20 protein-coding genes and 1 tRNA gene are annotated in these 25,332 nt (G+C 49.1%); 3 read left to right on the forward strand and 18 right to left on the reverse strand.

Annotated features, from left to right (window positions below):
* Position 1: 1 nt before the first annotated feature.
* From cyoE to DYU11_RS04815, 17 genes are all read right to left on the reverse strand, one after another.
* Positions 2-880 carry a heme o synthase gene (gene cyoE, locus DYU11_RS04730; protein WP_119666455.1) on the reverse strand — a complete coding sequence of 293 codons (879 nt, stop codon included), beginning with the start codon at positions 878-880 and terminating at the stop codon, positions 2-4.
* 1 nt (position 881) lies between these two features.
* Positions 882-1,901 (reverse strand): COX15/CtaA family protein, encoded by a 1,020-nt coding sequence (locus tag DYU11_RS04735; RefSeq protein WP_119666456.1) that lies wholly within the window; start codon positions 1,899-1,901, stop codon positions 882-884.
* On the reverse strand, positions 1,876-3,759 hold the full coding sequence (locus DYU11_RS04740) for a cytochrome c oxidase subunit I (RefSeq protein ID WP_119666457.1): 1,884 nt from the start codon (positions 3,757-3,759) through the stop codon (positions 1,876-1,878). The genes DYU11_RS04735 and DYU11_RS04740 overlap by 26 nt, the downstream gene beginning before the upstream one ends.
* 22 nt (positions 3,760-3,781) lie before the next feature.
* On the reverse strand, positions 3,782-4,903 hold the full coding sequence (locus tag DYU11_RS04745; RefSeq protein ID WP_119666458.1) for a cytochrome c oxidase subunit II: 1,122 nt from the start codon (positions 4,901-4,903) through the stop codon (positions 3,782-3,784).
* 17 nt (positions 4,904-4,920) lie between these two features.
* Positions 4,921-6,231, reverse strand: coding sequence for a quinol:cytochrome C oxidoreductase (locus DYU11_RS04750; protein ID WP_119666459.1), 1,311 nt, complete (start codon positions 6,229-6,231; stop codon positions 4,921-4,923).
* A gap of 98 nt (positions 6,232-6,329) precedes the next feature.
* The gene (locus DYU11_RS04755; RefSeq protein WP_119666460.1) at positions 6,330-6,935 is read right to left on the reverse strand and encodes a c-type cytochrome; all 606 of its coding nucleotides are present in this window, start codon (positions 6,933-6,935) and stop codon (positions 6,330-6,332) included.
* A gap of 12 nt (positions 6,936-6,947) precedes the next feature.
* Positions 6,948-7,481: a DUF3341 domain-containing protein gene (locus DYU11_RS04760; protein WP_119666461.1), complete on the reverse strand. Its 534-nt coding sequence runs from the start codon at positions 7,479-7,481 to the stop codon at positions 6,948-6,950.
* Between the two features lie 77 nt (positions 7,482-7,558).
* Entirely contained in the window at positions 7,559-8,986 is a 1,428-nt protein-coding gene (gene nrfD, locus DYU11_RS04765; protein ID WP_119666462.1) for an NrfD/PsrC family molybdoenzyme membrane anchor subunit, read from the reverse strand.
* Positions 8,987-9,022: 36 nt separating this feature from the next.
* Positions 9,023-12,127, reverse strand: a complete 3,105-nt coding sequence (locus tag DYU11_RS04770; RefSeq protein ID WP_119666463.1) for a TAT-variant-translocated molybdopterin oxidoreductase — start codon at positions 12,125-12,127, stop codon at positions 9,023-9,025.
* A 43-nt stretch (positions 12,128-12,170) separates the two neighbouring features.
* On the reverse strand, positions 12,171-13,508 hold the full coding sequence (locus DYU11_RS04775; protein WP_119666464.1) for a c-type cytochrome: 1,338 nt from the start codon (positions 13,506-13,508) through the stop codon (positions 12,171-12,173).
* A 273-nt stretch (positions 13,509-13,781) separates the two neighbouring features.
* A tRNA-Cys gene (locus DYU11_RS04780) sits at positions 13,782-13,852 on the reverse strand.
* Positions 13,853-14,031: 179 nt separating this feature from the next.
* On the reverse strand, positions 14,032-15,813 hold the full coding sequence (gene rpsA, locus DYU11_RS04785; protein ID WP_119666465.1) for a 30S ribosomal protein S1: 1,782 nt from the start codon (positions 15,811-15,813) through the stop codon (positions 14,032-14,034).
* A gap of 251 nt (positions 15,814-16,064) precedes the next feature.
* Positions 16,065-16,580: an HNH endonuclease gene (locus tag DYU11_RS04795; protein ID WP_119666467.1), complete on the reverse strand. Its 516-nt coding sequence runs from the start codon at positions 16,578-16,580 to the stop codon at positions 16,065-16,067.
* Positions 16,581-16,683: 103 nt separating this feature from the next.
* The gene (gene smpB, locus DYU11_RS04800) at positions 16,684-17,145 is read right to left on the reverse strand and encodes an SsrA-binding protein SmpB (RefSeq protein ID WP_119666468.1); all 462 of its coding nucleotides are present in this window, start codon (positions 17,143-17,145) and stop codon (positions 16,684-16,686) included.
* A 195-nt stretch (positions 17,146-17,340) separates the two neighbouring features.
* Positions 17,341-17,937, reverse strand: coding sequence for an OmpH/Skp family outer membrane protein (locus tag DYU11_RS04805; protein WP_119666469.1), 597 nt, complete (start codon positions 17,935-17,937; stop codon positions 17,341-17,343).
* Between the two features lie 51 nt (positions 17,938-17,988).
* A complete protein-coding gene (locus tag DYU11_RS04810) occupies positions 17,989-18,354 on the reverse strand; it encodes a hypothetical protein (protein WP_119666470.1) in 366 nt (121 codons plus the stop codon).
* 15 nt (positions 18,355-18,369) lie between these two features.
* Complete coding sequence (locus DYU11_RS04815) at positions 18,370-20,811, reverse strand: penicillin acylase family protein (protein WP_119666471.1); 2,442 nt, start codon at positions 20,809-20,811, stop codon at positions 18,370-18,372.
* Positions 20,812-20,984: 173 nt separating this feature from the next.
* Between DYU11_RS04815 and DYU11_RS04820 the strand changes: the two genes are divergently transcribed.
* A complete protein-coding gene (locus tag DYU11_RS04820) occupies positions 20,985-21,887 on the forward strand; it encodes a glycerophosphodiester phosphodiesterase family protein (protein WP_119666472.1) in 903 nt (300 codons plus the stop codon).
* A gap of 71 nt (positions 21,888-21,958) precedes the next feature.
* The gene (locus DYU11_RS04825) at positions 21,959-23,482 is read left to right on the forward strand and encodes a GH3 auxin-responsive promoter family protein (protein ID WP_119666473.1); all 1,524 of its coding nucleotides are present in this window, start codon (positions 21,959-21,961) and stop codon (positions 23,480-23,482) included.
* Here the strand turns inward: DYU11_RS04825 and DYU11_RS04830 are convergent, their stop codons facing one another.
* Positions 23,483-23,956, reverse strand: a complete 474-nt coding sequence (locus DYU11_RS04830) for a flavin reductase family protein (RefSeq protein WP_119666474.1) — start codon at positions 23,954-23,956, stop codon at positions 23,483-23,485.
* Positions 23,957-24,073: 117 nt separating this feature from the next.
* Here DYU11_RS04830 and DYU11_RS04835 point away from each other — a divergent pair, with 117 nt between their 5' ends.
* On the forward strand, positions 24,074-25,303 hold the full coding sequence (locus DYU11_RS04835; RefSeq protein ID WP_119666475.1) for a 4-hydroxy-3-methylbut-2-enyl diphosphate reductase: 1,230 nt from the start codon (positions 24,074-24,076) through the stop codon (positions 25,301-25,303).
* Positions 25,304-25,332 lie beyond the last annotated feature (29 nt).

The following is a 25,332-nucleotide window of genomic DNA, read 5'->3' on the forward strand; positions in this document are numbered from 1 at the left end:
GTTAAACCTTATCTAGTAAGTAAACAATCTGTACGATAGGCAAGTAAAGCAGCGATCCAAACATCATCTGCAATGCTGCCCTGTCCGTACAGGTCTTCATTAAGTGAAACGTTTGTGCCAGAAACAAGATTCCGCCCAGCATAGCAACAAGCGCTGAATTTATTCCAGTCATTCCCAGCATATAAGGCAGCCAGCCAACTGGTATAAGAAACAACGTATAGATCATGATTCTGAACGCTGTCTGCGTGTCTTTTTCTTTTCCTGGCATCATCTGAATGCCTGCTTTTTTATACTCGTCAAAAGCAAGCCAGCCAATTGCCCAAAAATGCGGGAACTGCCAGAAAAACTGAATAGCAAACAAAATCCCTGGCTCTAATCCGTAATGGTTTGTAGCCGCAACCCACCCAATCATTGGAGGAAACGCACCTGGCAAAGCACCTACAAATACCGCGATTTGTCCTTTACGCTTTAGGGGAGTATACACAAACCCGTACAGAAGTAGTGATAATACCGCCAATGCAGCAGCTCTTACATTAAAACACACTACAAACAGGTAGCAGGCTATACTGAATAAAATGAAGGCAAAAACGGCTGCTTCATTAACACTCAGTCGACCCGTTGGCAACGGACGTCCCGCTGTCCGCTTCATAACCTTGTCGGAATCTTTCTCAATAATCTGATTAATAATGTTGGCAGCTCCTGTAATAGCAATTGATGCTATTATCAAAACCCCAATTTTTAACCAGTCGATTTGATCCGCTGCTAAGCCATATCCAAACACCCCTGAGAATACAACCGCTAATGTTAGTTTTATTTTCAGCAGCTCGAAATAGGCTTTGGCCTTATCGCCTATTATATCTAAAGACAGTAATCTCTCCATCTCAAACTGATATTAAACGAGACTCTTCTGCGGCTCGTTTAGGTAAAATAAATCTGGGGTTCAGTAATAGCCAGGTTACAAACTGTAACCCCACCATGACAACCGCCAGAAACAAATGAATAGGCTGCGCAAATGCTGGCACTGAAAAATAGCCCATTATTGCACCTGTAGTAATTTCAGCAAGTACCAGTGCAACTAATGCTTTGAACAGCTGATCTAAAACGCCTTTTTCGCGCAGTTTATGCAGTTGATACACAACCGCTACGTGAAACGCCAGAATTACCAGTGAAAATGAACGATGGACGTAAAAACGCCAGTCGAGGTTTTCAACCCATTGTTCACGCTGACTATAGCCGAACCGGCGAACCACTTCGTCTAATGCATCCCGGACCTGAGTGCCGAGTAACAACTGGCCAAGGGACAGGACTATTGTGACTATTAAAATTCGGTTGATCAAGCTCTCTTTCTTACTTTTTGATTGACTCCGTAAACGAGTTGCGTTTGACCGTATCAACACAAAAAGCAATGAGAAAACAACTAGTATTGCCAGCAGTAAGTGTAAGGTGATCATGTACTGAGCCAGTTCAGTGGCTACAACCCTTGAACCTAGCCAGCCATTTACACCAATTAGCAAAAAAGCAGCAACGCTTCCCCAGAAAACGGGTTTGTCTTTACGCAGGTATTGGAAAGATGCCAGTAATGTGGCAAAAACAAGCAGGCCAGAAAAAACGCCTAGTAATCGATTGACGTATTCAATCCAGGTCTTAGTAGCATTGAATACAACTTCGCCCTTCAATTTTGCACCGTATATTTCCTGATAATTGGGCGGTAGCTGGGAAATATCAGTAGGAGGAATCCAGCGACCGAAACATTTCGGCCAGTCAGGACAGCCCATCCCGGAGCCGGTTCCTCTGACAATTCCACCTGCCAGAATAAGCAGGTAGATAACTATGACTGTCAGAAGCGCCAGACTCCGGAATCGCTGTTCATGTTTATTAGTGAGGTTGCTTAAACTGGTCATTTAAGTTTTGAGCCTCAATCTCTTTCTCCAGGCCAATCAACTCATTCTCATGCGGAAGATTTGATTCCGGAGTTTGCGAGTAAGGTACGTTTTGTGGAATGAAGTCATCCTTCGCACCCGGCTTGCTGTAGTCATACGGCCAACGATACACAGCCGGGATTTCGCCTGGCCAGTTTCCATGTCCTGGATTGATAGGGGCCGTCCACTCCAGCGTATTTGACTTCCACGGGTTCTGGGGAGCCTTCTTTCCTTTGAATATGCTGTACACAAAGTTCCAGACAAATATCCACTGGGCCGCAAAGGTGAATACCGCTGCTATGGTTATGAAGCTATTCATATCGCTGAAGATATGCTTCGTAAAGTCATAACTTGTAAAGGCGTAATACCGACGCGGGAAACCAGCGATACCAATGTAGTGCATTGGAAAGAACACCAGGTAAATTCCAATGAACGTAAACCAGAAGTGAATATATCCAAGCTTATCGTTCATCATCCGGCCAAACATTTTGGGGAACCAATGATAAACACCCGCCAGCAGACCAAACGCTGAAGCAGCTCCCATTACCAGGTGGAAGTGGGCCACAACGAAGTACGTATCGTGCAACTGAATATCGAGCGCTGAGTTTCCTAATATCAAACCGGTCAGACCACCTGAAATGAAGAATGATACCAGACCAATCGAGAACAACATTGCCGGCGTAAAGCGAATATTACCCCGCCACAACGTAGTAATGTAGTTGAACGCTTTCACAGCAGACGGTACTGCAATAATTAGCGTCAGGAACATAAAGATTGATCCAAGGAACGGGTTCATTCCAGTCACAAACATATGGTGTGCCCATACGATGAAGGCCAGGAATGCAATACCCATCATAGAGGCAATCATGGCGCGATAGCCAAAGATTGGTTTCCGGGCGTTGGTTGCAATGATTTCTGACGTCATTCCCAATGCCGGAAGCAGTACGATATACACCTCAGGGTGACCCAAGAACCAGAATAAGTGCTGGAATAGAATCGGGCTACCACCTACATTCGGTAATGCTTCACCTCCAATGAAGATTTCAGACAGATAAAAGCTCGTTCCAAAGCTACGGTCGAAGATCAGCAGCAATGCAGCCGACAACAGTACCGGGAAGGAAATTAAGCCAAGAACGGCCGTCAGGAAGAATGCCCACACCGTTAATGGAAGCTTGCTGAACGACATACCCCGTGTCCGCAGATTGATTACTGTTGTAATGTAGTTAATACCACCCAACAACTGCGACACAATGAATAAAGCCATACTAACAAGCCAATAGGTCATACCCGCTTCTGAGCCTTTGTGCGCCTGCGGTAATGCACTTAATGGCGGATAAACTACCCAACCACCTGCAGCAGGACCTGTTTCAAAGAACAGCGACACGAACATGACAACACTGGCCAGGAAGAAAAACCAGTAAGACAGCATGTTCAGGAAACCCGAAGCCATGTCGCGGGCACCAACCTGCAACGGAATCAGGAAGTTACTGAACGTACCGCTCAAACCGGCTGTCAGCACGAAGAACACCATGATGGTTCCGTGCATAGTTACCAGTGCCAGGTAAAAATCAGGGTCCAGCTTACCCGTTTCGTCAATCCAGCTCCCTAAAATTGGGCGCAGGAATCCAAGCTTCATATCGGGGAAACCCAACTGAAGGCGAAACATTACTGACAAGCTAATACCAATAACAGACCAAAAGATACCTGAGATCAGATACTGTTTTGCAATTGTCTTGTGGTCCTCTGAAAAAACGTATTTACGCCAAAAACTTTGCGGCTCGTGGTGCTCGTGCTCTTCCACATGAGCAAGAGTCGCTGTGTTCTGTGCTACGGTCGCCATAATGTTGTTTGTTGTTTATTGATTAGCGTAACGATGTGGTGGCTACTGATACCCCCCCGCCTTGTTGCGTTGAAGCTGTTGTGCTATCAGATGGTGTTGCTGTTTCTTCAGCAGGCAGATACTTGGCAGCTTTCGCTTTCAAGTTTGCAGGAATTCGTGACGCATATTCCGGATATGAAGTGAGTAAAGGCTTTTGCTCAGCACACCACTTTTTCCATGACTCTTCATCTTCGACAATCAGACGAATACGCATAGAGAAGTGACCACGTCCGCAAACTTCCGTACAGGCAATTTCATATCCAAAGTCCTGATTACCCAGCTCGTTACGCATCTGGTCAGTTGTCTTATCGGCAACGAACCAGAAACGAGTTGGCATACCAGGAACAGCATCCATCTTAACCCGCATGTGAGGAATAAAAACACTGTGCAGCACATCTCGGGCGCGGATTTTCAACAGTACTGGCTTATTCACCGGAATGTGCAACTCCGTAGTTGATGTAAAGTCATCAAATGATGCCGGATCCGAGAAATCGATACCAGTGTCGTTGTTATTGTCGATAAGCTTGTAGTTGTAAGCACCCAGCTTATTGTTATCAACGCCGGGATAACGAGCGATCCAGTTAAATTGCTTTCCTACCAGCTCAACTACCTGAGCATCTGCCGGTGCCTCCGACATGATGTCCCGCCATGCACGCCAGCCCGTGAAGACCAGCAACGCCATTACGATTGCAGGAATTACAGTCCAGATCAACTCCAGCTTGTGGTTCTCAGGATAGTACGATGCTTTCCGCCCCGGACGATACTGATACCGGAACGAGAATACAAATAAGAGCGCATTGGTAATAAAAAACGCTACTGTAATGATTCCCATTGAAAGCCAGAACAAGAAATCGGTACGGCGACCGTGCGGAGAAGACGCTTCAGGCAGGAAGTAGTTCGAAGCATGAGCAAACGACCATATTACGCCAACTAAACCGAAAACCAGAAAAATCAGAAATAATGCTCCGTTAATTCGGTTGCTATAACCAACTCGTTCTTCTTCGACTGGCCCGTTGACATTCTTTACAACAGCGGCCATCCGGGACACGACTAAAGCCGCCAATCCCAGAAAGATTACCGATAATAAAGCGATGATATATACCATTGTGTTACGGGGTTAAACTAAATGTCGTGATGTAAAGCCTCTTCTAACATCGGGTGATTCTTAGGAATCAGATTCGCCTTTGTCAGTTGAGTTGATAGCGTCCATATAAATCCACAAGCGAAAATCAGGATCATGCCAAACTCAATTGGACCAAAACCTCCGTTCTCACCGACTGTCCCCGGCATGATATTCGTGTAGAAGTCGAAGTAGTGACCAACGATGATCCCCCATGCAGCAATCTTCAGAAATATATATGTTCGTTTTGCATCCCTTGTCATAAGAACAAGGAATGGAAAAGCAAAGTTTAACAGAAGATTAATAAAAAATGGAGCCAGATATATACCACCATACCCGCTGAACCGCTCTCTATAATAGATGCCTTCTTCAGGTAAGTTAGCGTAGTAGATCAGCATAAATTGAGCAAACCAGACGTACGTCCAGAAGATACTGAACGCAAACATAAACTTGCCCAGATCATGCAGGTGGCTTTCATTAACAATCTTCAGATAACCCCGCTCTTTCAAGGTTACAACTGTTAGAGTGATAACAGCTAAACCCGTTACGTGCCAGCTCGCCAGTGTGTACCAGCCAAACATCGTACTGAACCAATGGGAGTCAATTGACATAACAAAATCCCAGGCCGACGTCGACGACGTTACTGCGAACACAACCAGGAACGCTGTCCCGAACTTGATGCTTTTTTCGTAATAATCGGTTCCACCGTACAGGTCTTCCTGCAACGAGTAGTTCCGCAGCATACGCCATAATACGTACCAAAGCGTAAAATACAGGACAACGCGAATCAGGTAAAACGGTGTGTTCAGGAACCCTTGCTTACCGGCGATGATTGGATCATACTCTTCGCTTTGAGGATCATACAACCCTTCATGCGTCCAGTGAAACAAATCGTGACCGGCAATAAAGAAAACTGCCAATACAACCACCCCCATAAATGGCAGATAAGCGGGCATTGCTTCCGGAATCCGTTTGAACGCCGACGACCAGCCTGCCTGTGCCAGATAGTTGTACGAGATAAAAAACATGCCAATCACTGAGATACCAGTGAAGTAGATTGCATTCAACCAGACGTTTGCCCACAAGCGGGTTGTCCATTTGAAAGCATGGTGCGCTCCCTCGTCACCTGCGCTGGCGCCAACGCCATGAGTTACTTCATGGGTTTCATGACCACCAGCGCCGGATGCCAATAGAAAAGAACCGAGCGCTACTAAAGCTACGCCAGCACCAATGCCAATTAACAGTCGACGTTTTGCGGCCGGCGTAAATTCATATTGTTCATCCAGTGACGGTATTGCGTGAGCAGATGCCATTTAGTTAAGTATTGAATGTAGACGTTTGACCGTTGATATCAACTCCTCATGCTTTGATTAGATCACATACAGGATTATGGAATCAACTGTCTGAAAGATTATCCTTGTTGTAATTTGTGAACGTATTGAACAATCTTCCACCGCTCCTCCGGAGTCATTTGTGAACCGTGGGGCCACATACGACCTTTTCCGTGCGTGATTACGTGGAAAATATGTCCGTCATTCATGCTCTTGTATGCATCGGCCGAGTAACTGGGTACCCCTTTGTACTCCTTACCTACCAGACCATCCCCTTTACCTCCTTCGCCATGGCAATGGATGCAATAACGGCCATAGAGCAGCTTTCCTTCCTCCAGAGTTCGTTCTGTCTCAGGAATAGGGTTAGTTAAAACCCGTTCAGCCAGCGCAATGCTGTCTTTAGGGATATTGTAAATCATCAAATCCACTGTGGTCGTGTCGCTTTCACCGTATCTTATATGATAGTTCGGACGAGACACTGTACCACGAGCCGGTTCCCGCATATTCAATCCAGTTGGATTTACAGCGTTGGTTCGAACCTGCTTATACGGCTCGTAGGCAACCGGATCATACATCTGAGGAGCAAATTCCAGCCCGGTATCATCATGGTCACGTTTGCAGGCAGTTCCGCCAACTAACAACCCGATGAGCACTATCGCTGTTACGCCCGTATGCTTGGTGATCATTGTTAATCTTGATTAAAACTGTTTGACGTTTACTTCGGCTGCTCCTGAGCTTCTTAAAAGCTGCTCTATGTCTCCTTCAGCAAGCTTGTTCTTGCTTAAGTCGATAGCCATTGCAAACTTGTTATCGGTGGTTCTCAGATCAAACATCAACGGTTTCACCGTTGGCCCGAGACCGTTGGAAACCAGGAATGTTCCCACCATCCCAAGTGCACAAAACAGTACCGTTAACTCGAAGATAACCGGTATGTAAACCGGGAATGAATAAGAGTCTTTACCGCCCACAATCATTGGCCAGTCGAACCCTTCGGTGTATGCAGTTAACAATAACGCCGTAGTTGTTCCAGACAAAGCAAATAAGAAGGCAGCAATACCCAAACGAGAACGAGGATGACCTAAGGCAACATCAAGTCCGTGAATGGGAAAAGGTGTGTAAACTTCATGAATCCGCACACCTGCCTGTTTTACATCTTTTACGGCCTTCAGTACTACGTCGTCATCATCATAAATGCCGACCAGGAACTTACCGTTACCGTTCACATCTGCCATATTCAGTGTTTATCACTTAGGGTTTGCAGCAGGCAGTTTGCTTACTTTTACTAACAGACTGCCTGCTTTGAACTGGTTTATTCTACGTTTTTGTTAAATGCGGGGTTCGTCACTCGTTCACCTTTGGCCACACCTGATACTGACTTTGGCAGCTTTTCAGACGAAGACTTGATGATGGCTTTTACTTCGGCCATGTTCACTACTGGCAGGAACTTTGCAAACAGCAGGAACAAGGTGAAAAAGAGACCAAACGAGAAGATATAGTCACTGATGTCGAACAAGGTGGGATGAAACATTGCCCAGCTCGACGGCAGGTAATCGCGGTGCAGCGAGGTAACAATAATCACAAACCGCTCGAACCACATACCGATGTTTACGACAACTGACAGCGTGAACGTCCATACTACGCTCCGACGGATTGTCCGTGACCAGAAAAGCTGCGGAGAAATTACGTTGCAGGTCATCATGGCCCAGTAAGCCCACCAGTAAGGACCAGTTGCCCGGTTGATAAAGGCGTAGCTTTCAAACTCAACCTGAGAATACCAGGCAATGAAGAATTCTGTCAGATAAGCTACCCCAACGATTGAACCAGTCAGTGTAATGACCTTGTTCATTGACTCGATGTGCTCAACCGTAATGTAATCTTCCAGTTTGAAAACGACCCGGATAATCAGCATCAGGTTTTGCACCATAGCAAACCCAGAGAAGATAGCCCCTGCCACGAAGTATGGCGGGAAAATGGTCGTGTGCCAACCTGGGATTACCGACGTAGCAAAGTCAAAGCTTACAATCGTATGTACTGATAATACAAGAGGAGTTGAGAGACCTGCCAGAATCAAGCTCATGTATTCGTACCGAGCCCAGGTCTTGGCCGAACCATTCCAGCCCATAGACAGTGCTCCGTAGATGTAGCGTGATACTTTGCTACGAGCCCGGTCGCGAATGGTAGCTAGGTCAGGAATCAGACCCATATACCAGAACACAAGTGATACGGTAAAGTATGTGCTGATTGCAAATACGTCCCATACCAGGGGCGACTTGAAGTTTACCCACAAAGAGCCCCAGGTGTTCGGCAGTGGTAATGCCCAGTAGGCCAGCCAAGGACGGCCCATGTGCATCAGGATAAAGCTGGCGGCACAAATAACGGCGAAGATCGTCATTGCCTCAGCCGCCCGGTTTACAGCCGTCCGCCACTTTTGGCGAAACAGCAGCAGGATCGCCGAAATAAGCGTACCAGCGTGACCGATACCTACCCACCATACGAAGTTGGTAATGTCCCAGGCCCAGCCGATGGTTTTATTCAATCCCCAGACGCCTAGTCCTTCCCACCAGGTCCAGAACACGCAGGCTGTTCCGTAGAGTAGCACAATCACCGAGATGGTAAAAGCGATCGTCCATTCACGAGTAGGACGGCCTTCTACCTGTCTGCTGACATCCTCCGTCACGTCGGCATAGGTCTTGCCTCCTGTGACTAATGGAGTTCTTACGGCTGATGTAACATGCATGGAATTTTCTAATTAAGTCGTTTAATCAAATTTACTCTACACCTGCGATTCCTGACGAGTTTCCTGCTGAGGCACCTGGTCCTTGTTACGGATCTTGGTCAGGTACGAAATCTGCGGTCTTACGTTAATTTCTTCCAGTACGTGGAAGGCCCGGCCAGTCGTCTCTTTTTCCAGAATTTGGGAGATCGTGCTTTCGGGGTTATTCATGTCCCCAAAAATGATGGCGTTTGTTGGGCAGGCTTGTGCACAGGCGCTTTGAATCTCGTCAGGCAATGGCCGACGACGCTCTTTCTTAGCCGTCAGTTTACCTTCCTGAATACGCTGCACACAGAACGAGCACTTTTCGATAACCCCCCGTGAACGAACCGTTACGTCGGGGTTCAGCACCATTTTACCCAGGTCATTATTGAAATGATAATCGAAATTATCATTGTCAAAGTATTTCCACCAGTTGAAGCGACGCACTTTGTACGGGCAGTTGTTGGCGCAGTAACGCGTACCGATACAGCGGTTATACGTCATCTGGTTCAAGCCCTCAGTGCTGTGCGTTGTTGCCAGTACCGGACAAACTGTTTCGCAGGGTGCGTTACTGCAGTGCTGGCAAAGCATCGGCTGGAACGTTACTTCCGGATTTGCCGAAGCCGTTTCCAGGCCTTTTACATCTTCAGCTTCAGCATCGCTGCTATAGTAGCGGTCAATCCGAATCCAGTGCATTTCGCGACGATTAATAACTTCTTCGCGACCAACTACCTGAATGTTATTTTCGGAAATACAGCCAACTACGCAGGCATTACAACCGATACATGAGTTCAGGTCAATGACCATACCCCACGAATGATTCGGTTTGCCGTAGCCATGCCACAACGTGATATTCGTTGGGTCAGTCGGCCCTTCTGACGTTTCGACTTTCGGCAGATAGCGGCCTGCCATGGGGTTCTTCTGGTAGTCGGCAAGTTTAGCCTCCTGAACCACAGCCCGACGCCCCATCACAGTGTCGTGTGTCTGCGTCTGAGCAATTTCATGGGTGCCCCCCGCTTTTTCAACTTTGGCATTGAAAGCAGCGAACACTACGTGTCCATTGACGATACCAGCTAATGGGTAAGCATTCTTACCAACATTGTTTGCTGACTTACCGGCTTTCTCACGACCATAACCGATGGCAATTGAAACCGTGTTATCTGCCTGACCAGGCTGAATCAGAACCGGCAGCTCAACAGACTTATCATTGACCGTTACGGTTACCAGATCATTCTGCTGTACGCCCAGATCATTGGCCGTTTTTTGAGAAACAGCCGCATAATTGTCCCAGCAGGCTTTCGAAACCGGATCGGGTACTTCCTGCAACCATGGGTTGTTAGCCATTGAACCGGTTCCGAGGTTAACACTTTCATAAAGAGCTAACTCCATTCCCTCGGTTGGCTTATACCGCTGAGCAATACCGGTTGCAGCCTGCGCCAGGTTGCCAGCGAACGTTGCCCCACCAGCAGCCGCAGCACGACCTTTGTTTGGCTCAAATACACCGTCATTCAGGGCTTTGATCCAGAATGCGTCAAATGAATCAAAACCGCTTGCCTGAGGATAATAATTTGTACGCCAGTAGTTTTTCAGATACGTCTGGTAATCATTTGGACGACCTGCCCAGGTAAGCAGGCTGGACTCAAACTGACGTGTCTTGAAAATATGCGTGATTGCCGGTTGCATGAGGCTATAGAACCCTTGTCTCGGTTCAGCATCGCCCCAGCACTCCAGGAAGTGAGGAGCCGGCGTAATGTACTTGCAAAGTGACGCCGTTTCGTCGGCCCGATCCGCAAAGGATAATGACAAGGCCACTCGCGGTAGTGCCTGAGCTAATTCGGCGCCACGCGGATGGTCATACACGGGGTTAGCGGCAAAAAACATGACCGCTCCAACTCGTCCTCCCTTTACATCATCAACGAAGGCATTGAACTGCTGATCGTTCCCCTGGCGGTAATTAACCGGAGTATTCAGATCAATTGTTGTACCATAACTACCCAGCAGACTATTCAGCGCATTAACAACAACCTGAATGTTCGGATCATTGGAGCCGGCAACAACCAGTGCACGACCACGAGCCTGAACCAGATCATTGGCTGCTTTGTCGAGGTTTGCAACGTTGACAGCCGGAGCACTGATCGACGTACCGCCTAATTTGGCAGCGACCCGATTATATAGTGCCGCCACCACCAGGCCTTCCTGCGAAGGTTTGATGGCAGTCCGATAGTCAGCATTTGCACCTGTCATTGACATGCCTGTCTCGAACTGATAGTGCCGGGACATTTCTTTCTTGCCATTGCCGATAGCCCCTACTTTCCGGGTCAATGCATACGGCTTTGCGTGCTCCAATGGAGCAATCCACGTACCCAGAAAATCAGCATTGATACTGACAATCGTTTGAGCACGGCTGAAGTCATACGATGGAATGACTGGGCGGCCGAACGATAACTGGTTTGCCTGAATAATACCAAAGGCCGAGTTAGCATCGTACATGATGTGGCGAGCCGTCGGATAACGGGCCACAAAATCAGCGATAACAGCCTTGGTAGTTGGGCTAAGGACAGTTGACGAAACTATGCGAATGGCACCACCCCGCGACGCAACCGAATTTAGCTGGTTAACGATTTCCCGATCGACCGTTGGCCAGTCGATCGCAGCATCACCGCGACGAGGGCCGTTCAGCTTATCGATGTCGTACAAGGACAAAACAGATGCCTGTGCACGAGCGGTTGTTCCACCAAACGTAACTGATGAAGACGGATTACCTTCAACTTTGATTGGCCGACCCTCTCGGGTTTCTACCAATATGCTGGCGTAATCGCCCCGATCTACGTATGTAGAAGCGTAGTAGTCAGATATTGTCGGAAAAGTCCGTTCAGGTTTATTTAAGTAAGTAGTAGCCTTACGCACTGGCGCTTCGCAAGCTGCTAATGAAACAGCGGCTACGCTAAAGCCCATTGCTTTTAAAAAATCACGGCGTTGGGTATTTCCTCCAAACAACCCATCCGGATCGCTAGCAGAATTTGCATCAGGATTTGCGAACTCACTGTTAGCATTCTTTACGAATGCTGGATCGTTGCGCAACTCCTCGACACCCTTCCAATACCGTTTGTTTGTATTTTCCATGCGTGCTGTGATACGATATGATTACCCTTTATGCGAGCCTGAATTAATAATGGCACTTCGAACACTCCAAACCACCAATATTAGCCACTTTAAGCGGCTCTTTGCTTTCCTTGCGGTGAAGGGCAACCAACTTATCGTAGTAAGCGTTGTCTTTCGTATTCACCTCGGTTTTACGGTGGCAGTCAATACACCATCCCATCGTCAGAGAGGAGCGCTGCTCTACTACTTCCATCTTTTCAATTTCGCCGTGGCACGTCTGGCATTGGACATTACCAACATTGACGTGCTGAGCGTGGTTGAAATAAGCGAAGTCAGGGAGGTTGTGCACACGAACCCACTCAATCGGACGATTTTGCTCGATAGCAGCGTAAATCTTCTGAATCTCAGGTGACTCTTTCTTAATCACCCCGTGACAGTTCATACAGATGTTAGCTGACGGAATATGAGCAGATTTTCCTTTGTTAACGCCTGTATGGCAGTAGTTACAATCGATTTTATACTGTCCGGCATGCAGCTTGTGTGAATAAGCAATCGGCTGCTTGGGGGCATAGCCCTGTTGAATACCGATGCTGTAAAGCCCATCGACAGACTCTTTCGTTACCACAAAAATGAAGAGCCAGATTACAATCGAACGGATTGTCGAATTGTTAACCGCATTGGTCAGACCGTCACGCAGGCGCTGTGCCAAAGGTACTGCTGTAGCCCCCTCCCCTGTAGCCACCGGAGAAACAGCCCGCGACAGGATCGTTACGATCACCAGCAACACACCCAGAACAAGCAGCATCACTACCAGCAGTGCCACCAGAACAAACGTGAAAAGCTCAGAAGGACCTCCTACAGAACCGTCGCCGTTTTCAGCAGATGCCCCACCACCGCCACGAGCCTGTGCCTGACCAGCTCCGCCTACTGAAGCTTGTGCCGGAGCACTTGCCTGATCAACGTAAGCCAGAATCCCTTTGATGTCGTCGTCCGTCAGGTTCGGGAAGCTCGACATCTGGATTTTGTTGTATTTGTTAAACACCTGAACGGCATACGGATCCCCACTGGCAATAACTGCCGATGAGTTACGAATCCACCTGATCAACCAGTCTTCACCCGGTGTCCGCTGACGAACTCCTTTCAAGCCTGGACCAACCACTACTTCATCAGTTACGGCGTGGCACTGCGCACAGTTGTTGGTGAACAATGCCTTCCCTTTTTCAGCGTCGCCACCACTGGCGGCTGCTGGAGTAGCTGCGGCAGGGCCACCACCTGCAGCCGCAACCGAATCCTGCGCGTCTGCCTGGCCCCCTAACAGCAACGCCAGAGACAAGGATAGCGCCCCGCAAAGCTTCGATAAGCGACTCATTTTAAAAGATATATTAATTGAGTTTGTCAACATATTCACTAATGCCTTTTTACCGGCTCACAAAAGTACGACACGATTGCTGGATAGGCAAAAATTGAGGTTTAGATATTTTTAATCCTCAATTTTATTTATATACATTCTAAGTAAGCCCATTACGGGCTCGTTTTAAGCACATTTCGATTTCATAACTATTTGTTTAATGGGATGTTCAGGCAAAAAAATTGCCATCTGATTCATTACCTATAAAAAAGGTAGATCAGATGGCAATACGTGTATGCAACGTACCTGTTGCGCTTACTATGGGTGAGGTTCCGAGCGGATTCGAACCGCTGTACGAGGTTTTGCAGACCTCTGCCTAGCCACTCGGCCACGGAACCTTTTTCCCAAATGCATGAAGACTCCTGAATTTGGGACTGCAAACATACAATTTTATTACATAGATGTGAAGATGCTGGCGTAAAAATTACGACAGTACTTATACTTGTATGATGTCGTTAAAGCAGAACACCCCACTTTGTCTAAAGTGGGGTGTTCATATAGTAATGAATAGGCTGTGTTAGTTACGGCCTTCCATTTGCTCTTTCAATGCAGCCAGTGCATCCAGGTCTCCCAATGTAGCACCGCGTTCAGGCTGACTCTGTGTCGGCTTGGCAGACGATCCCGCTTTCGGCTTTTGCTCCTTCGCGGGTTCATTCTTTTCCTGCCACGTTTTCGTGTGCGACAGCATGATCCGCTTCTCTTCTTTTGAGAACTCGGTCACTTTGAAGTCCAGGTTTTCGCCTACTTCAGCCAGCGTACCGTCTTCCTTCGCCAGATTCTTCAGCGATGAGAAGCCTTCAATGCCATACGGCAGTTCCAGCGTCGCCATCTTGTCGGTCTTGCTCAGGATTGTGCAACGGTGAATCGTTCCAACCGCGAATAAGGTTTCGAACGTATCCCACGGATTTTCCTCCAGCTGCTTGTGGCCAAGCGCCAGACGACGGTTTTCAACGTCCAGTTCAAGCACCACTACTTCCAGGTCTTCACCTACCTTGATGAAGTCTGACGGATGCTTGATCTTTTTGGTCCATGACAGGTCAGATACGTGTACCAGGCCATCGATCCCTTCTTCCAGTTCGAGGAACAGACCGAAGTTGGTCAGGTTACGCACAACTCCTTTGTGGCGAGTTCCCACTGCGTATTTAGCCCGAAGTTCAGGACGCGTCCAGGGATCTTCGGTCAGTTGCTTGATGCCCAGTGACATCTTACGATCGTTGCGATCCAGCGTCAGAACAACGGCTTCGACTTCATCACCTACTTTCAGGAATTCCTGCGGGTTGCGCAGATGTTGCGACCACGACATTTCTGAAACGTGGATCAGCCCTTCGACACCCGGCATGATTTCGAGGAATGCACCGTAGTCGGCTACGTTGACGATCTTGCCTTTCACGCGTGAACCCACCTGGATCTCTTCCGACAGGGCATCCCATGGATGAGCCTGCAGTTGTTTCATACCCAGTGAAATCCGCTTTTTGTCCTCGTCAAAGTCCAGAACAACTACGTTTACTTTCTGATCGAGGTGCAGAACTTCTGACGGGTGGTTGATACGACCCCACGAAATATCCGTGATGTGCAGCAGACCATCTACACCACCAAGATCGATGAACACCCCAAAGTTGGTCATGTTCTTGATCACACCTTCCAATACCTGACCTTTCTCGAGGTTGTTCAGGATCTGGGCGCGTTGTGCTTCAAGGTCTTTCTCGATCAAGACTTTGTGCGACACGACTACGTTGTCGTTTGCATAATTGATCTTGACAACCTTCACTTCCATTTTCTTGCCGACAAAAATGTCAAAGTCGCGAATCGGCTTCACGTCGATTTGCGAACCTGGCAAGAAGGCTTCAATGCTGTAAATATCTACAATCAGACCACCCTTGGTCCGGCGCTTCACAAAGCCGTCGATAACGAGGTCTTCGTCGAGAGCCTTCTGAATTTTCTGCCAGGCGGTAATTACCTTCGCTTTTTTGCGCGAAAGCACCAGCTGGCCATTCGGGTCTTCCTGATTTTCTACGTAAACTTCAATCTCATCACCCATTTTCAGGTCCGGCATATCACGGAATTCTGATACCGGTACCAACCCGTCCGATTTGAAACCGATGTTCAGGATAACCTCGCGGTCTGTGATCCCAACCACCGTACCCGTCACCACTTCCTTCTCGTTAACCTGCGACAGGGTGTTGTCGTAGAGTTGCTCCATCCGGCTGCGCTCGTCAGCCGAATACCCGCTACCAAATCCTTTGTTGTCTGCCCGGTCCCAATCAAAATCCGGCAGTTCGCGTTTCTGCGTTTTGCTCATAAAAAAATGTTTCCTGACCCACTCGGTACATCAGCCCGTGGGTCAATGGCGGGCTGACTTTTGAGGTTTGTGAAAATTATGTTTCCAAAAAGGATTGCAAAGGTAAGCAATCTTTCAGCCAAAAAAGTTTCTGAACACCGAAATTTACAGAGAATCAAGGGGGAAGGGATAAAAGAAGGAGGGAAGAAACAGGAAGTTGCCGGGTTGGCGTTTCCTGTTTCTTCCCTCCTTCTTTTCTACTTTACTCCTTTCTAATCAAACACCTTCTCGCGTTTGCTTAAAAATGGCATCCAGCTTTGTTCAAGGGAGCCGGAAAAATCGCGTAAAAAAACCAGAAACGTAGGTTTGAACGGTTTCTGGCGTAGTTTCATGTTTGCTTCCTCTGGGGTATAATCACCCTTGCGCGAATTACACCTTTTGCAGGCGGTGATCAGATTGTCCCAACTGGTTTTGCCCCCCCTTGATTTTGGCAGTACGTGGTCGAGTGTAAGATCCTCGGGGGTTCCACAGTACTGGCACCGATGACTGTCCCGCTTGAAGATATTCTGCCGGGTAAGCATAACGCCTTTGTACGGCAGGCTGACGTAGCGGTGCAGGCGGATAACCGACGGCATGGGAAACTCGTCGTTGACAGTACGAAGCGTGAATTGCTCGGATTCAGCGACCAGTTCGGCTTTGTTCAGGTAAACCAGCAAAAACGCTTTGGGAACGGAACAGATGCTAAGCGCACTATAATCTTGATTTAAGACTAATACTTTCCTGCCCATATATCGGTTAGTCTCCTCTGTTTTGTAGCAAGTTACAGAGTTTTCCACACGGGCGCAAGAAATGAAATAAATATTAACAAATTGATTTAACCAGGCAGATTCGTTAATACCGCTCCCGCTGCATTTCGCGTTCGACGTCGCGCTCTTTTATGCTTTCCCGCTTATCGTACAGCTTTTTCCCTTTCGCCAGGGCGATTTCCAGCTTGGCAAAACCACGATCGTTTGTGAAAAGCCGCACAGGTACGATTGTCAGGCCCTGATCCTTCAGCTTTTCGTTAAGCCGGCGCATTTCGCGCTTGGTCAGCAGCAACTTCCGATCACGAAGGGGCTCATGATTATAGTATGTCCCTTCGGTGTAAAGGGAGATGTTCATTTGCCGGATGAACAGTTCATCGCCCAGAAAAAGACAGTAGGCATCCTGGAGGTTTACCTTACCCTGCCGGACAGACTTTATTTCGGTACCAGTCAGCGCAATACCCGCCGTGTAGGTTTCCAGGAATGAGTATTCGAAGGAAGCCCGGCGGTTACGTATATCAACTTGTTTTGAAATCGCAGCAGAAGCCATAAATTTTGGTCAAAGAGAGCAAATGTACCCAAGTACGACCAAAAACACAGGAAGTTGAAAGGAGGTTTATGATGCGGTGAAATTCACACCAAGAAAAAGGTTCAGCGCGTCGGGGTATCACGCAGGCCGAACTGCATACCAATCGGCCTCTACACCCTGACGCGCTGAACCTTACAGGTTGACTAATGGATGAACTTACTTTTTAGGCTGTTGCTTAGCCTGGTACTCTTTGTTCAATCCTTCCAGAATCTTTTTGGTCTCATCGGCCGACGGATCAGCGAAAAGAATCCCACCGCCTTTGGTGTACCCCAGCACAAACTCATACTTGTTCTGAGCATTTACCTTTTTGAGGTAATCATAGATCTGATCGTACAGCTCCTGGTTCTTTTTCTGCTCTTCAACGGCAAGGTTCTGGGCTGCCCGCTCACGATACGCCAACAGATCCTGCTGCTCTTTCTGCAAAGAGGCTTCTGTAGCACGGCCCTGCTCCATCGTCATCGTCTGGGCGCGCTGCTGAAAGAACGCTACTTTGTTCTGAAGATTACGGCCTTTGGTAGCCAGATCGTTCTCTAACTGGAAGCGCTTGCTTTCCAGTACTTTTTGAGTGTCTTTGAAATAATCGTATTTAGTCAGCAGGGAGTCAACGTTCACGTACACGATTTCCTTACCTTTTGCTTCGGCAGGTGCAGCAACCGGCTGGGTCTCAGTTTTCCGATCGTTAAAATGAAGGTAGTACAATACGGCTACTGCGATTGCTAAAATTACGTTCAGCACTAATGAGGCATTCTTCACGAGAAAATAATTAGTTAGTTACAGTTTATCCTACAAAGGTATAGGATTTAGTTATTCGGCGGGGTGTATGCGGCCCTGATTTTGAACCGCCTGACGAACGTAATAACCAGACAGCCCGGCTAATCCGCCCACTACTCCGCCCAGCAGCACTGTCACCCCGATCAGCAGCGCCGGCTGATTAGCTTTTACTAACAGCTCGCTCATTCGCCCCGTCAAAACACCGTCTGTACGAAATTGAACGACTAATGCGTAGATGAGCCAAACGAGGGCAACGCCAAAAAAACCGGCTCCAAACGCCGATAAGGCCTTTGATCGGGTAGTCAGACATACCAGAAATGCTACCAGCGCCAGACTCCACCAGGGCAGCAGAAACTGAGCCAGCAAACTAAGCAGAGCGATAAGCAGAAACTGTATCATTGTATTTGTAGGGCCTTAATTAAGGGTTAGTTTTTTCACCAGCCGCTTATGAGCATCCGTTGGCGACTGAAGATAAAGAAGTTCATAAAGTTCACCTTTTGCCCACTTCTCAATCATATTTTGGTACAGTGGGCTACCGGGATTGCCAGACTGGCCGCCTGGGTATAAGCCGTATGCTTTAGGCTGCGGCCCCAGTGCAACAACCATTCGCCACGACGGCCCCCAGCGTTCGCTGGTTGCATTGACAATGCCGCTTCCTCCGCCTACGTTCAGGTTCAATACGCTGAAAGCATCAAGCCCGGGTAACAGGTGACGAATGTCAGTGCCCTTGTGCGGCCCCCATGCCCAGCTACGGCCAATTGCACCATGCTGTTTTGCCAGGGTGTCGCAGGCTGCGCTAAAACTCTGGGTTACTACGTCGATTAGACTTTCACGGGCGGGCGTTCGGACGTTATCGAACCAGCGGGCATTCGGGTCGCGCTGCATCAACGTCAAAGTTCGGTCAAACGACGGCATGCGCAGGGGTACGGAATCGTTGCCGCCAAACTCATCGTTCCAGACGGTTTGCATGAGCCGGTTCATCCACTCATTAAATATAGTCGGGCCGATTTCGGTGGTGTCGTTATTCAGCCGCCACGTTTTCAAAACAGCCAGGGCTTTTTGATGATTGCTGTTCAGCGCATCAGCTTTCAGCAACGGCAGGCAAATGGGCAGAGCATCCGCGGCTTTCAAATTGTAATTGTCGTTCTGTAATTGCCGCAGGCTGTCGACCGTTGCACGCTGCATGGCCGATAGCCGCTGGTTAATCCGCCGGCCCCGTTCTGATGGCGCAAACTCCCAGTTGATGTAGTACGGATAACTCGGATCGGTCGATGACTGATTGGCCGAGCTGACAAACCCACGCGGGGGGTTCTTTACCCGTGGATTCTGATCCGGGGGAATTCGGCCGTGCCAGTCGTCAGCCGGGTTCGTGCCATCAAGTATGAATTTACCCTGGTTTTTATATTTCAGTGGAAAGTACCCATTTGGCGAAATGGCAATGTCTTTCTGGTTACTGGCGAACACGAAATTCTGTGCCGGAGCCGCGTACTGTGCCAGCGCTTTGGTATAATCATCGTAGGTTTTGGCCCGGTTCAGGTGATAAAAACACATCAGATCATTGGCGGGCTCATGAGCTACCCAGCGGGCCGCGTGTCCAACCGGGATGTTTCCGCGGAAGGGTTGGGTATTCGGCGAGTAGACAACAGGGCCGTGATGCGTATACAATACTGTATCCTGTACCACGGGTTTACCCTTCACCTTGATTACTTCAATACGTTGGCGGACGGGCTTCCACTGGCCGTCGTGCCAATACGCCTGTCGGCTTGCGTCCTTGAAGCGGACGGTGTAGAAATCGAGTATGTCGGCCCCCACATTCGTTACCCCCCAGGCAACATCTTTATTAAACCCAATTACTACGCCGGGAGCACCAGGCAGCGATGCGCCATACACGTTCATGGTAGGCGTAACGAGTTGAATCTGGTACCAGATCGACGGCAGACTTAAGCCCAGGTGCGGATCGTTCGCAAGAATTGGATAGCCGGTAGCTGACTTCTGAGCGCCAACAGCCCAGTTATTACTGCCAATCTCCCGGTTCGGCCTTGGGATATGTACGTCAAAGCGGGAAGCCGTTTGATCGAGCAACCGGCCGCTGTCGGCTGGTGGTTTTGGTAAAGGCAGCGCAGCAAAGTCCCACTTCGTGCCGGGTGGAATGATTGGATCTTCGCGCGTCGGGTAACTGGGGAACAGATCGGCCGTGATAGCCGGTCCAAACTTGCGGAGAATGTTAGTCATCTCCAGGTCATCGGCACCGCTGGCGAGCGTGCTGGTCATCTGCTTGAGCAAGTAGGCACACTTGATCGGAGCCCAGGGCTCGGGAGCGTACCCAAGCAGCTTGTACTCAATGGGGTAATCGGCAGGCGTTAGTTGACTGATCCAGGCGTTTATTCCGGCCGTGTACGCTTCGACAATCTGGCGGGACGTTGGATTGACCATCATGGTCTGTACGGCCTTTTCGGCACCATAGCCTAGCCCTAGTCGCCGGTTGTATCGATCAAAGTCCAGCGCCCGTTCGCCCACAATTTCGGACAGCCGGCCCGCTGCGGCATGGGTTTGAAATTCCATCTGCCACAACCGGTCACGAGCCGTCAGATATCCCTGAGCGAAGTACGCGTCGTAATCGTTTTGCGCAAATACGTGCGGAATTCCAAGGTCATCGAACAGCACGGTGATGGGTGCACGGGTTCCGTTAATGTCAAGCGTTTCATCAGGCGATGCCGCTGGTTCGGCGTTCTGCCAGAACCCAACAAACGGGCTTAACAAAGGACCAAAGGCTGGAATGCTTCCCCACGGGCGGTTTAAAGCCCAGACAATTACTAAGGTTATGGTAAGCGACAGTGCAGCTTTGAAATACTTCATTCGTAGATTAAGAACAGCTACGGGTTAGAATTGTAAAAAAGCAAATTGTAATTCGTAAATAAAAATTATGCGTTTCGTCCTATGTTGATTTACAGAAACCCGGCTTCGCACAAACGTAACAATACCAAATCGATCCTTTTCTTACTTTTGGGATAAACTCCGCTTAATGTCCAATGTACTACGTTTCTGCCCTGGTTTTATTACTTGCTTTTGCTCAGGTTCACGTCAATCAGTCTGGTGCTCCAGCCCCGTTTGATCTTCAGGGTCACCGCGGATGCCGGGGCCTGATGCCGGAAAATACGGTACCTGCTTTTTTGAAAGCCCTTGATCTTGGCGTTACTACCCTCGAACTGGACGTAGTGATCAGCAAAGACCGTCAGGTGGTTGTTTCCCACGAACCTTACTTCAACGCGGCTTTTGCTATCAAACCCGATGGTACGCCCGTGAGCAAAAGCGAACAGAAAACCCTGAATCTGTATCAGATGAACTACGCCGACATTAAACAGTACGACGTGGGCTCAAACGGTAATCCAGCCTATCCTGAGCAGCAGAAATTGAAGACCCATAAGCCGCTGCTGAGCGAAGTGATTGATCAGGTTGAAGCGTATCGCAAGCAAAAACAACTGCCTTCTTTTTCGTATAATATCGAATTAAAAAGCGAGCCCTCCGAATACAACGTGAGTCAGCCCGAGCCGGCACCCTTTGCTGATCTGGTTCAGGCTGTACTGGCCAAACGCGTAAGCCCCGATCGGATTGTTATTCAAAGCTTCGACTTTGCGGTGCTTCGTCACTACAAACAACAGATCGACGCCGGCAAGTATCCTAAAGTACGTCTGGCGGCTCTGGTTCAGAACCTGCGCAGCCCAGAACACAACATGGAAGAGTTGGGATTTAAACCTGATATTTATAGCCCTTACTTTAAGCTGCTTAGTCAGGATAAGGTTGCCAAGCTTCAGGAACAAGGCATGCGGGTGATTCCCTGGACGGTTAATGACCCCGACGACATGAAGCGGTTGAAGGGCTGGGGGGTTGATGGACTGATCACGGATTATCCTGACCGAGCAAAAAGTTTGTAAAACATCCGGTATAATCGTAAGTTTCTTAGGTAATACGACACCAACGTCCGGCATTGTCCGTAAATTAAAGTATGACTTTGCTCAACACCACGCTTAAATGGCTCCTCGAACGACGTCTGCCGCGCATTGAGGCCATGAAGAAGCACCCGGGCGAGGTGCAGCAGCGGGTGTTTAACCAGCTCATCAGGCGGGGGCGTCGTACTGAATGGGGGCGTCGGCATCATTACAACTCCATACAAACGGTCCGGGATTTTCAGCAACGAGTACCTGTTTCGTCGTACGAAGACCTGTTTCCTTACATTGAACGGGTTATGAAAGGCGAGAGTAACGTACTCTGGCCGTCTCCGGTACGTTGGTTCTCTAAATCATCAGGGACTACCAACGCCCGCAGCAAGTTTATTCCCGTTACATCCGAATCTCTGGACGAAGCGCATTTCAAAGGCGGCAAAGACCTGATGGCAATGTACATTGCCAACAACCCCGACAGCCGTACCTTCGAAGGTAAGGGATTGTCCATTGGTGGCAGTCTCCACGAAAATCCGTTCAGTTCCGATGGTGTTGTCGGCGACGTATCGGCGGTTGTCATGAAAAACCTGCCGAGCTGGGCGCAATACATCCGTACGCCATCGCTCGACGTTGCACTCATGAGCGAATGGGAAGCCAAGATGGAGCGCATGGCCGAGGTAACCTCGCAGGAGAACGTAACGAGTATCCTCGGTGTACCGACCTGGGCGCTGGTGTTGCTGGATAAAATCCTTGCCCGTACCGGCAAATCGAATATTCTGGAAGTATGGCCCAACTTTGAAGTGTTCATTCACGGGGCGGTTAATTTCCAACCGTATCGTGATTTGTTCCGGCAGCAGGTATTTCCCTCGTCCAGTGTCCGTTACCTTGAAGTCTATAACGCATCGGAAGGGTTCTTTGCTATTCAGGACGATCTGTCGCGCATAGGCGAAATGCTGCTCATGCTCGATTACGGTATTTTCTACGAATTTGTGCCTATGGAAGAAGCCAACCAGCCTTTTCCTAAAGCACTGACGATCGAAGAGGTCGAGCTGAACAAGAATTATGCACTGGTAGTCTCAACCAATGGCGGCCTGTGGCGCTATCAGGTTGGCGATACGGTTCGGTTTACCTCGCTTTATCCTCACCGGCTCAAAGTCAGCGGACGAACCAAACACTTCATCAATGCCTTCGGGGAGGAAGTGATTGTCGAAAACGCCGAAATCGCCGTGACCCGCGCCAGTGAAGCCACCGGCGCTGTCATTGCCGACTATACCGCCGGGCCGGTCTATATGAGCAACGGAACGAATGGCCGCCACGAATGGATCATTGAATTTTCGCAGGAGCCCGACAACCAGCAGCGCTTCAATCAACTACTCGACGAAACGCTCCGCGAAGTCAATTCGGACTATGACGCCAAACGCTACAACGATATGGTGCTGAAACGACCGATCGTTCACGTTGTACCGCGCGGTACGTTCTACGGCTGGATGAAGCACAAAGGTAAACTGGGTGGCCAGCACAAAGTGCCCCGACTGGCAAACTCCCGCGAATATCTGGATGACATTCTGGGGCACCTGCTGGAATTGTAATCACCCTCTCACCAGCTTCTTTTCTTTCAAAAACTGATACGTCATCACGGTCTTATCGGGGTTTAGTACATGCTGTTTCAGGACCTCGCAAATAAACAGTTCATGGTCGCCGGCGTCGGTGCTATGAAGTACGTTGCACTGAACGTAGCCGATGGCTTCCGTCAGATACGGACACCCGCGTTCGTCCAGCGCATAAGGCAGCCGCTTAAATTTATCATGGTCCCGCCCCGATTGCTGCCCCAGCTTTCTGATCAGACTGGTCTGCTCCGTCGACAGCAGATTGATGGTAAGCAGGCCGCTTTCCCGAACCAGTTCGATGGTGTAGTCCACTTTGTAGAGCGCCACCGCTACCACCTTCCCACCCATGGCGGTTTGCGTAAGCCAGGTAACAATGTTGGCATTCCGCCGATTGCCGGCTACGGTCGTTATCGCATGTACATCGTAATTCTTATATTTCAACAATCGCCTGGGCATGAGTTAACAGGTTATTCTGTGAAGTTGAACAAAGCCAAAAACGACTTTGTTGAGTAGATAGACGTACCTTTGTCCGTTGATAGTCACACATCAGCATACTGACTGACGGCCGGCTCCATGAAATCATTCAATATCCCAGAATACTACCGTAGCAGCATCATAACGCCCCTCAAGGAATTCCGGCGGAAACGCGATAAACTGAAGCGCGACTTTACGCCAACGTTGCTTGATTTCGGCCCGATCCGGTTTTACATCGCCCGCCATTTTGGCTTTTGCTACGGCGTAGAGAACGCCGTGGAAATTGCCTACAAAGCCATTGCCGAAAATCCGGGAAAGCGAATTTTTCTGCTGAGCGAAATGATTCACAACCCCGACGTCAATGCCGATTTGCAGAGCCGTGGGGTTCGCTTTCTGATGGATACGTCTGGTCGTCAGCTTACGCCCTGGTCCGAGTTGTCGCCCGAGGATGTGGTCATCATCCCGGCGTTTGGCACTACGCTGGAAACGCAGCAGCAACTGGCCGCCATTGGGCTGGATATTGAAAAATACGATACCACCTGCCCGTTTGTCGAGAAGGTATGGAACAAAGCCAGCCAGATTGGTCAGAAAAATTATACGGTGGTTGTGCATGGCAAACCATCGCATGAGGAAACCCGGGCTACGTTTTCGCACAGCAAAGAAGGTGCGCCGACCGTGGTGGTTAAAAACATGGCTCAGGCTCAACGACTGGCTAAATACATCACCGGCGAACTCCCCCGCGACCAGTTTTTTACTGAATTTGCCGGACAGTATTCCGATGAATTCGATCCGAGTCGTGATTTGCAGCGCATTGGGGTGGTGAACCAGACCACCATGCTGGCATCTGATACGCAGGGAATAGCCGATTACTTGAAACAGGTGATGATTCAGACGTACAGCCTGACACCCGATCAGGTTGACGAACGGTTTGCCAATACCCGCGATACCCTCTGCTACGCCACCAATGACAACCAGGACGCTACGTATGCCCTGCTAACCTACCCGGCCAATTTTGCCGTGGTGGCTGGTGGCTACAACAGCTCGAATACGTCGCACATTGTCGAACTATGCGAAGAACAGCTCCCTACGTATTTTATCGAATCGGAGCAGAAAATTCTGTCAGACTCGCTGATTCGTCATTTTGATCTCCACACTAAGCAGGAAGTTGTTACGGAAGACTACCTTTCGGCAGATCGACCCATTACGGTGCTGCTCACCTGCGGAGCCTCCTGCCCCGACGCCGTAGTCGAAGGCATCCTGGTCAAGCTGGTCAGTTTCTTTCCCGAAGCCCGTTCGGTAGACGAGGTCATGAACGATTATCAGGCCTAGGCTGGCCATGCACAACCTGGTGATAGCCG

It is taken from the genome of Fibrisoma montanum (assembly GCF_003583365.1).
Lineage (GTDB): Bacteria > Bacteroidota > Bacteroidia > Cytophagales > Spirosomataceae > Fibrisoma > Fibrisoma montanum.

Coding starts and splice junctions, on each gene's coding strand:
- cyoE (WP_119666455.1), bottom strand. CDS start 880: ATGGAGAGATTACTGTCTTTAGATATAATAGGCGATAAGGCCAAAGCC.
- DYU11_RS04735 (WP_119666456.1), bottom strand. CDS start 1,901: ATGACCAGTTTAAGCAACCTCACTAATAAACATGAACAGCGATTCCGG.
- DYU11_RS04740 (WP_119666457.1), bottom strand. CDS start 3,759: ATGGCGACCGTAGCACAGAACACAGCGACTCTTGCTCATGTGGAAGAG.
- DYU11_RS04745 (WP_119666458.1), bottom strand. CDS start 4,903: ATGGTATATATCATCGCTTTATTATCGGTAATCTTTCTGGGATTGGCG.
- DYU11_RS04750 (WP_119666459.1), bottom strand. CDS start 6,231: ATGGCATCTGCTCACGCAATACCGTCACTGGATGAACAATATGAATTT.
- DYU11_RS04755 (WP_119666460.1), bottom strand. CDS start 6,935: ATGATCACCAAGCATACGGGCGTAACAGCGATAGTGCTCATCGGGTTG.
- DYU11_RS04760 (WP_119666461.1), bottom strand. CDS start 7,481: ATGGCAGATGTGAACGGTAACGGTAAGTTCCTGGTCGGCATTTATGAT.
- nrfD (WP_119666462.1), bottom strand. CDS start 8,986: ATGCATGTTACATCAGCCGTAAGAACTCCATTAGTCACAGGAGGCAAG.
- DYU11_RS04770 (WP_119666463.1), bottom strand. CDS start 12,127: ATGGAAAATACAAACAAACGGTATTGGAAGGGTGTCGAGGAGTTGCGC.
- DYU11_RS04775 (WP_119666464.1), bottom strand. CDS start 13,508: ATGTTGACAAACTCAATTAATATATCTTTTAAAATGAGTCGCTTATCG.
- rpsA (WP_119666465.1), bottom strand. CDS start 15,813: ATGAGCAAAACGCAGAAACGCGAACTGCCGGATTTTGATTGGGACCGG.
- DYU11_RS04795 (WP_119666467.1), bottom strand. CDS start 16,580: ATGGGCAGGAAAGTATTAGTCTTAAATCAAGATTATAGTGCGCTTAGC.
- smpB (WP_119666468.1), bottom strand. CDS start 17,145: ATGGCTTCTGCTGCGATTTCAAAACAAGTTGATATACGTAACCGCCGG.
- DYU11_RS04810 (WP_119666470.1), bottom strand. CDS start 18,354: ATGATACAGTTTCTGCTTATCGCTCTGCTTAGTTTGCTGGCTCAGTTT.
- DYU11_RS04815 (WP_119666471.1), bottom strand. CDS start 20,811: ATGAAGTATTTCAAAGCTGCACTGTCGCTTACCATAACCTTAGTAATT.
- DYU11_RS04820 (WP_119666472.1), top strand. CDS start 20,985: ATGTACTACGTTTCTGCCCTGGTTTTATTACTTGCTTTTGCTCAGGTT.
- DYU11_RS04825 (WP_119666473.1), top strand. CDS start 21,959: ATGACTTTGCTCAACACCACGCTTAAATGGCTCCTCGAACGACGTCTG.
- DYU11_RS04830 (WP_119666474.1), bottom strand. CDS start 23,956: ATGCCCAGGCGATTGTTGAAATATAAGAATTACGATGTACATGCGATA.
- DYU11_RS04835 (WP_119666475.1), top strand. CDS start 24,074: ATGAAATCATTCAATATCCCAGAATACTACCGTAGCAGCATCATAACG.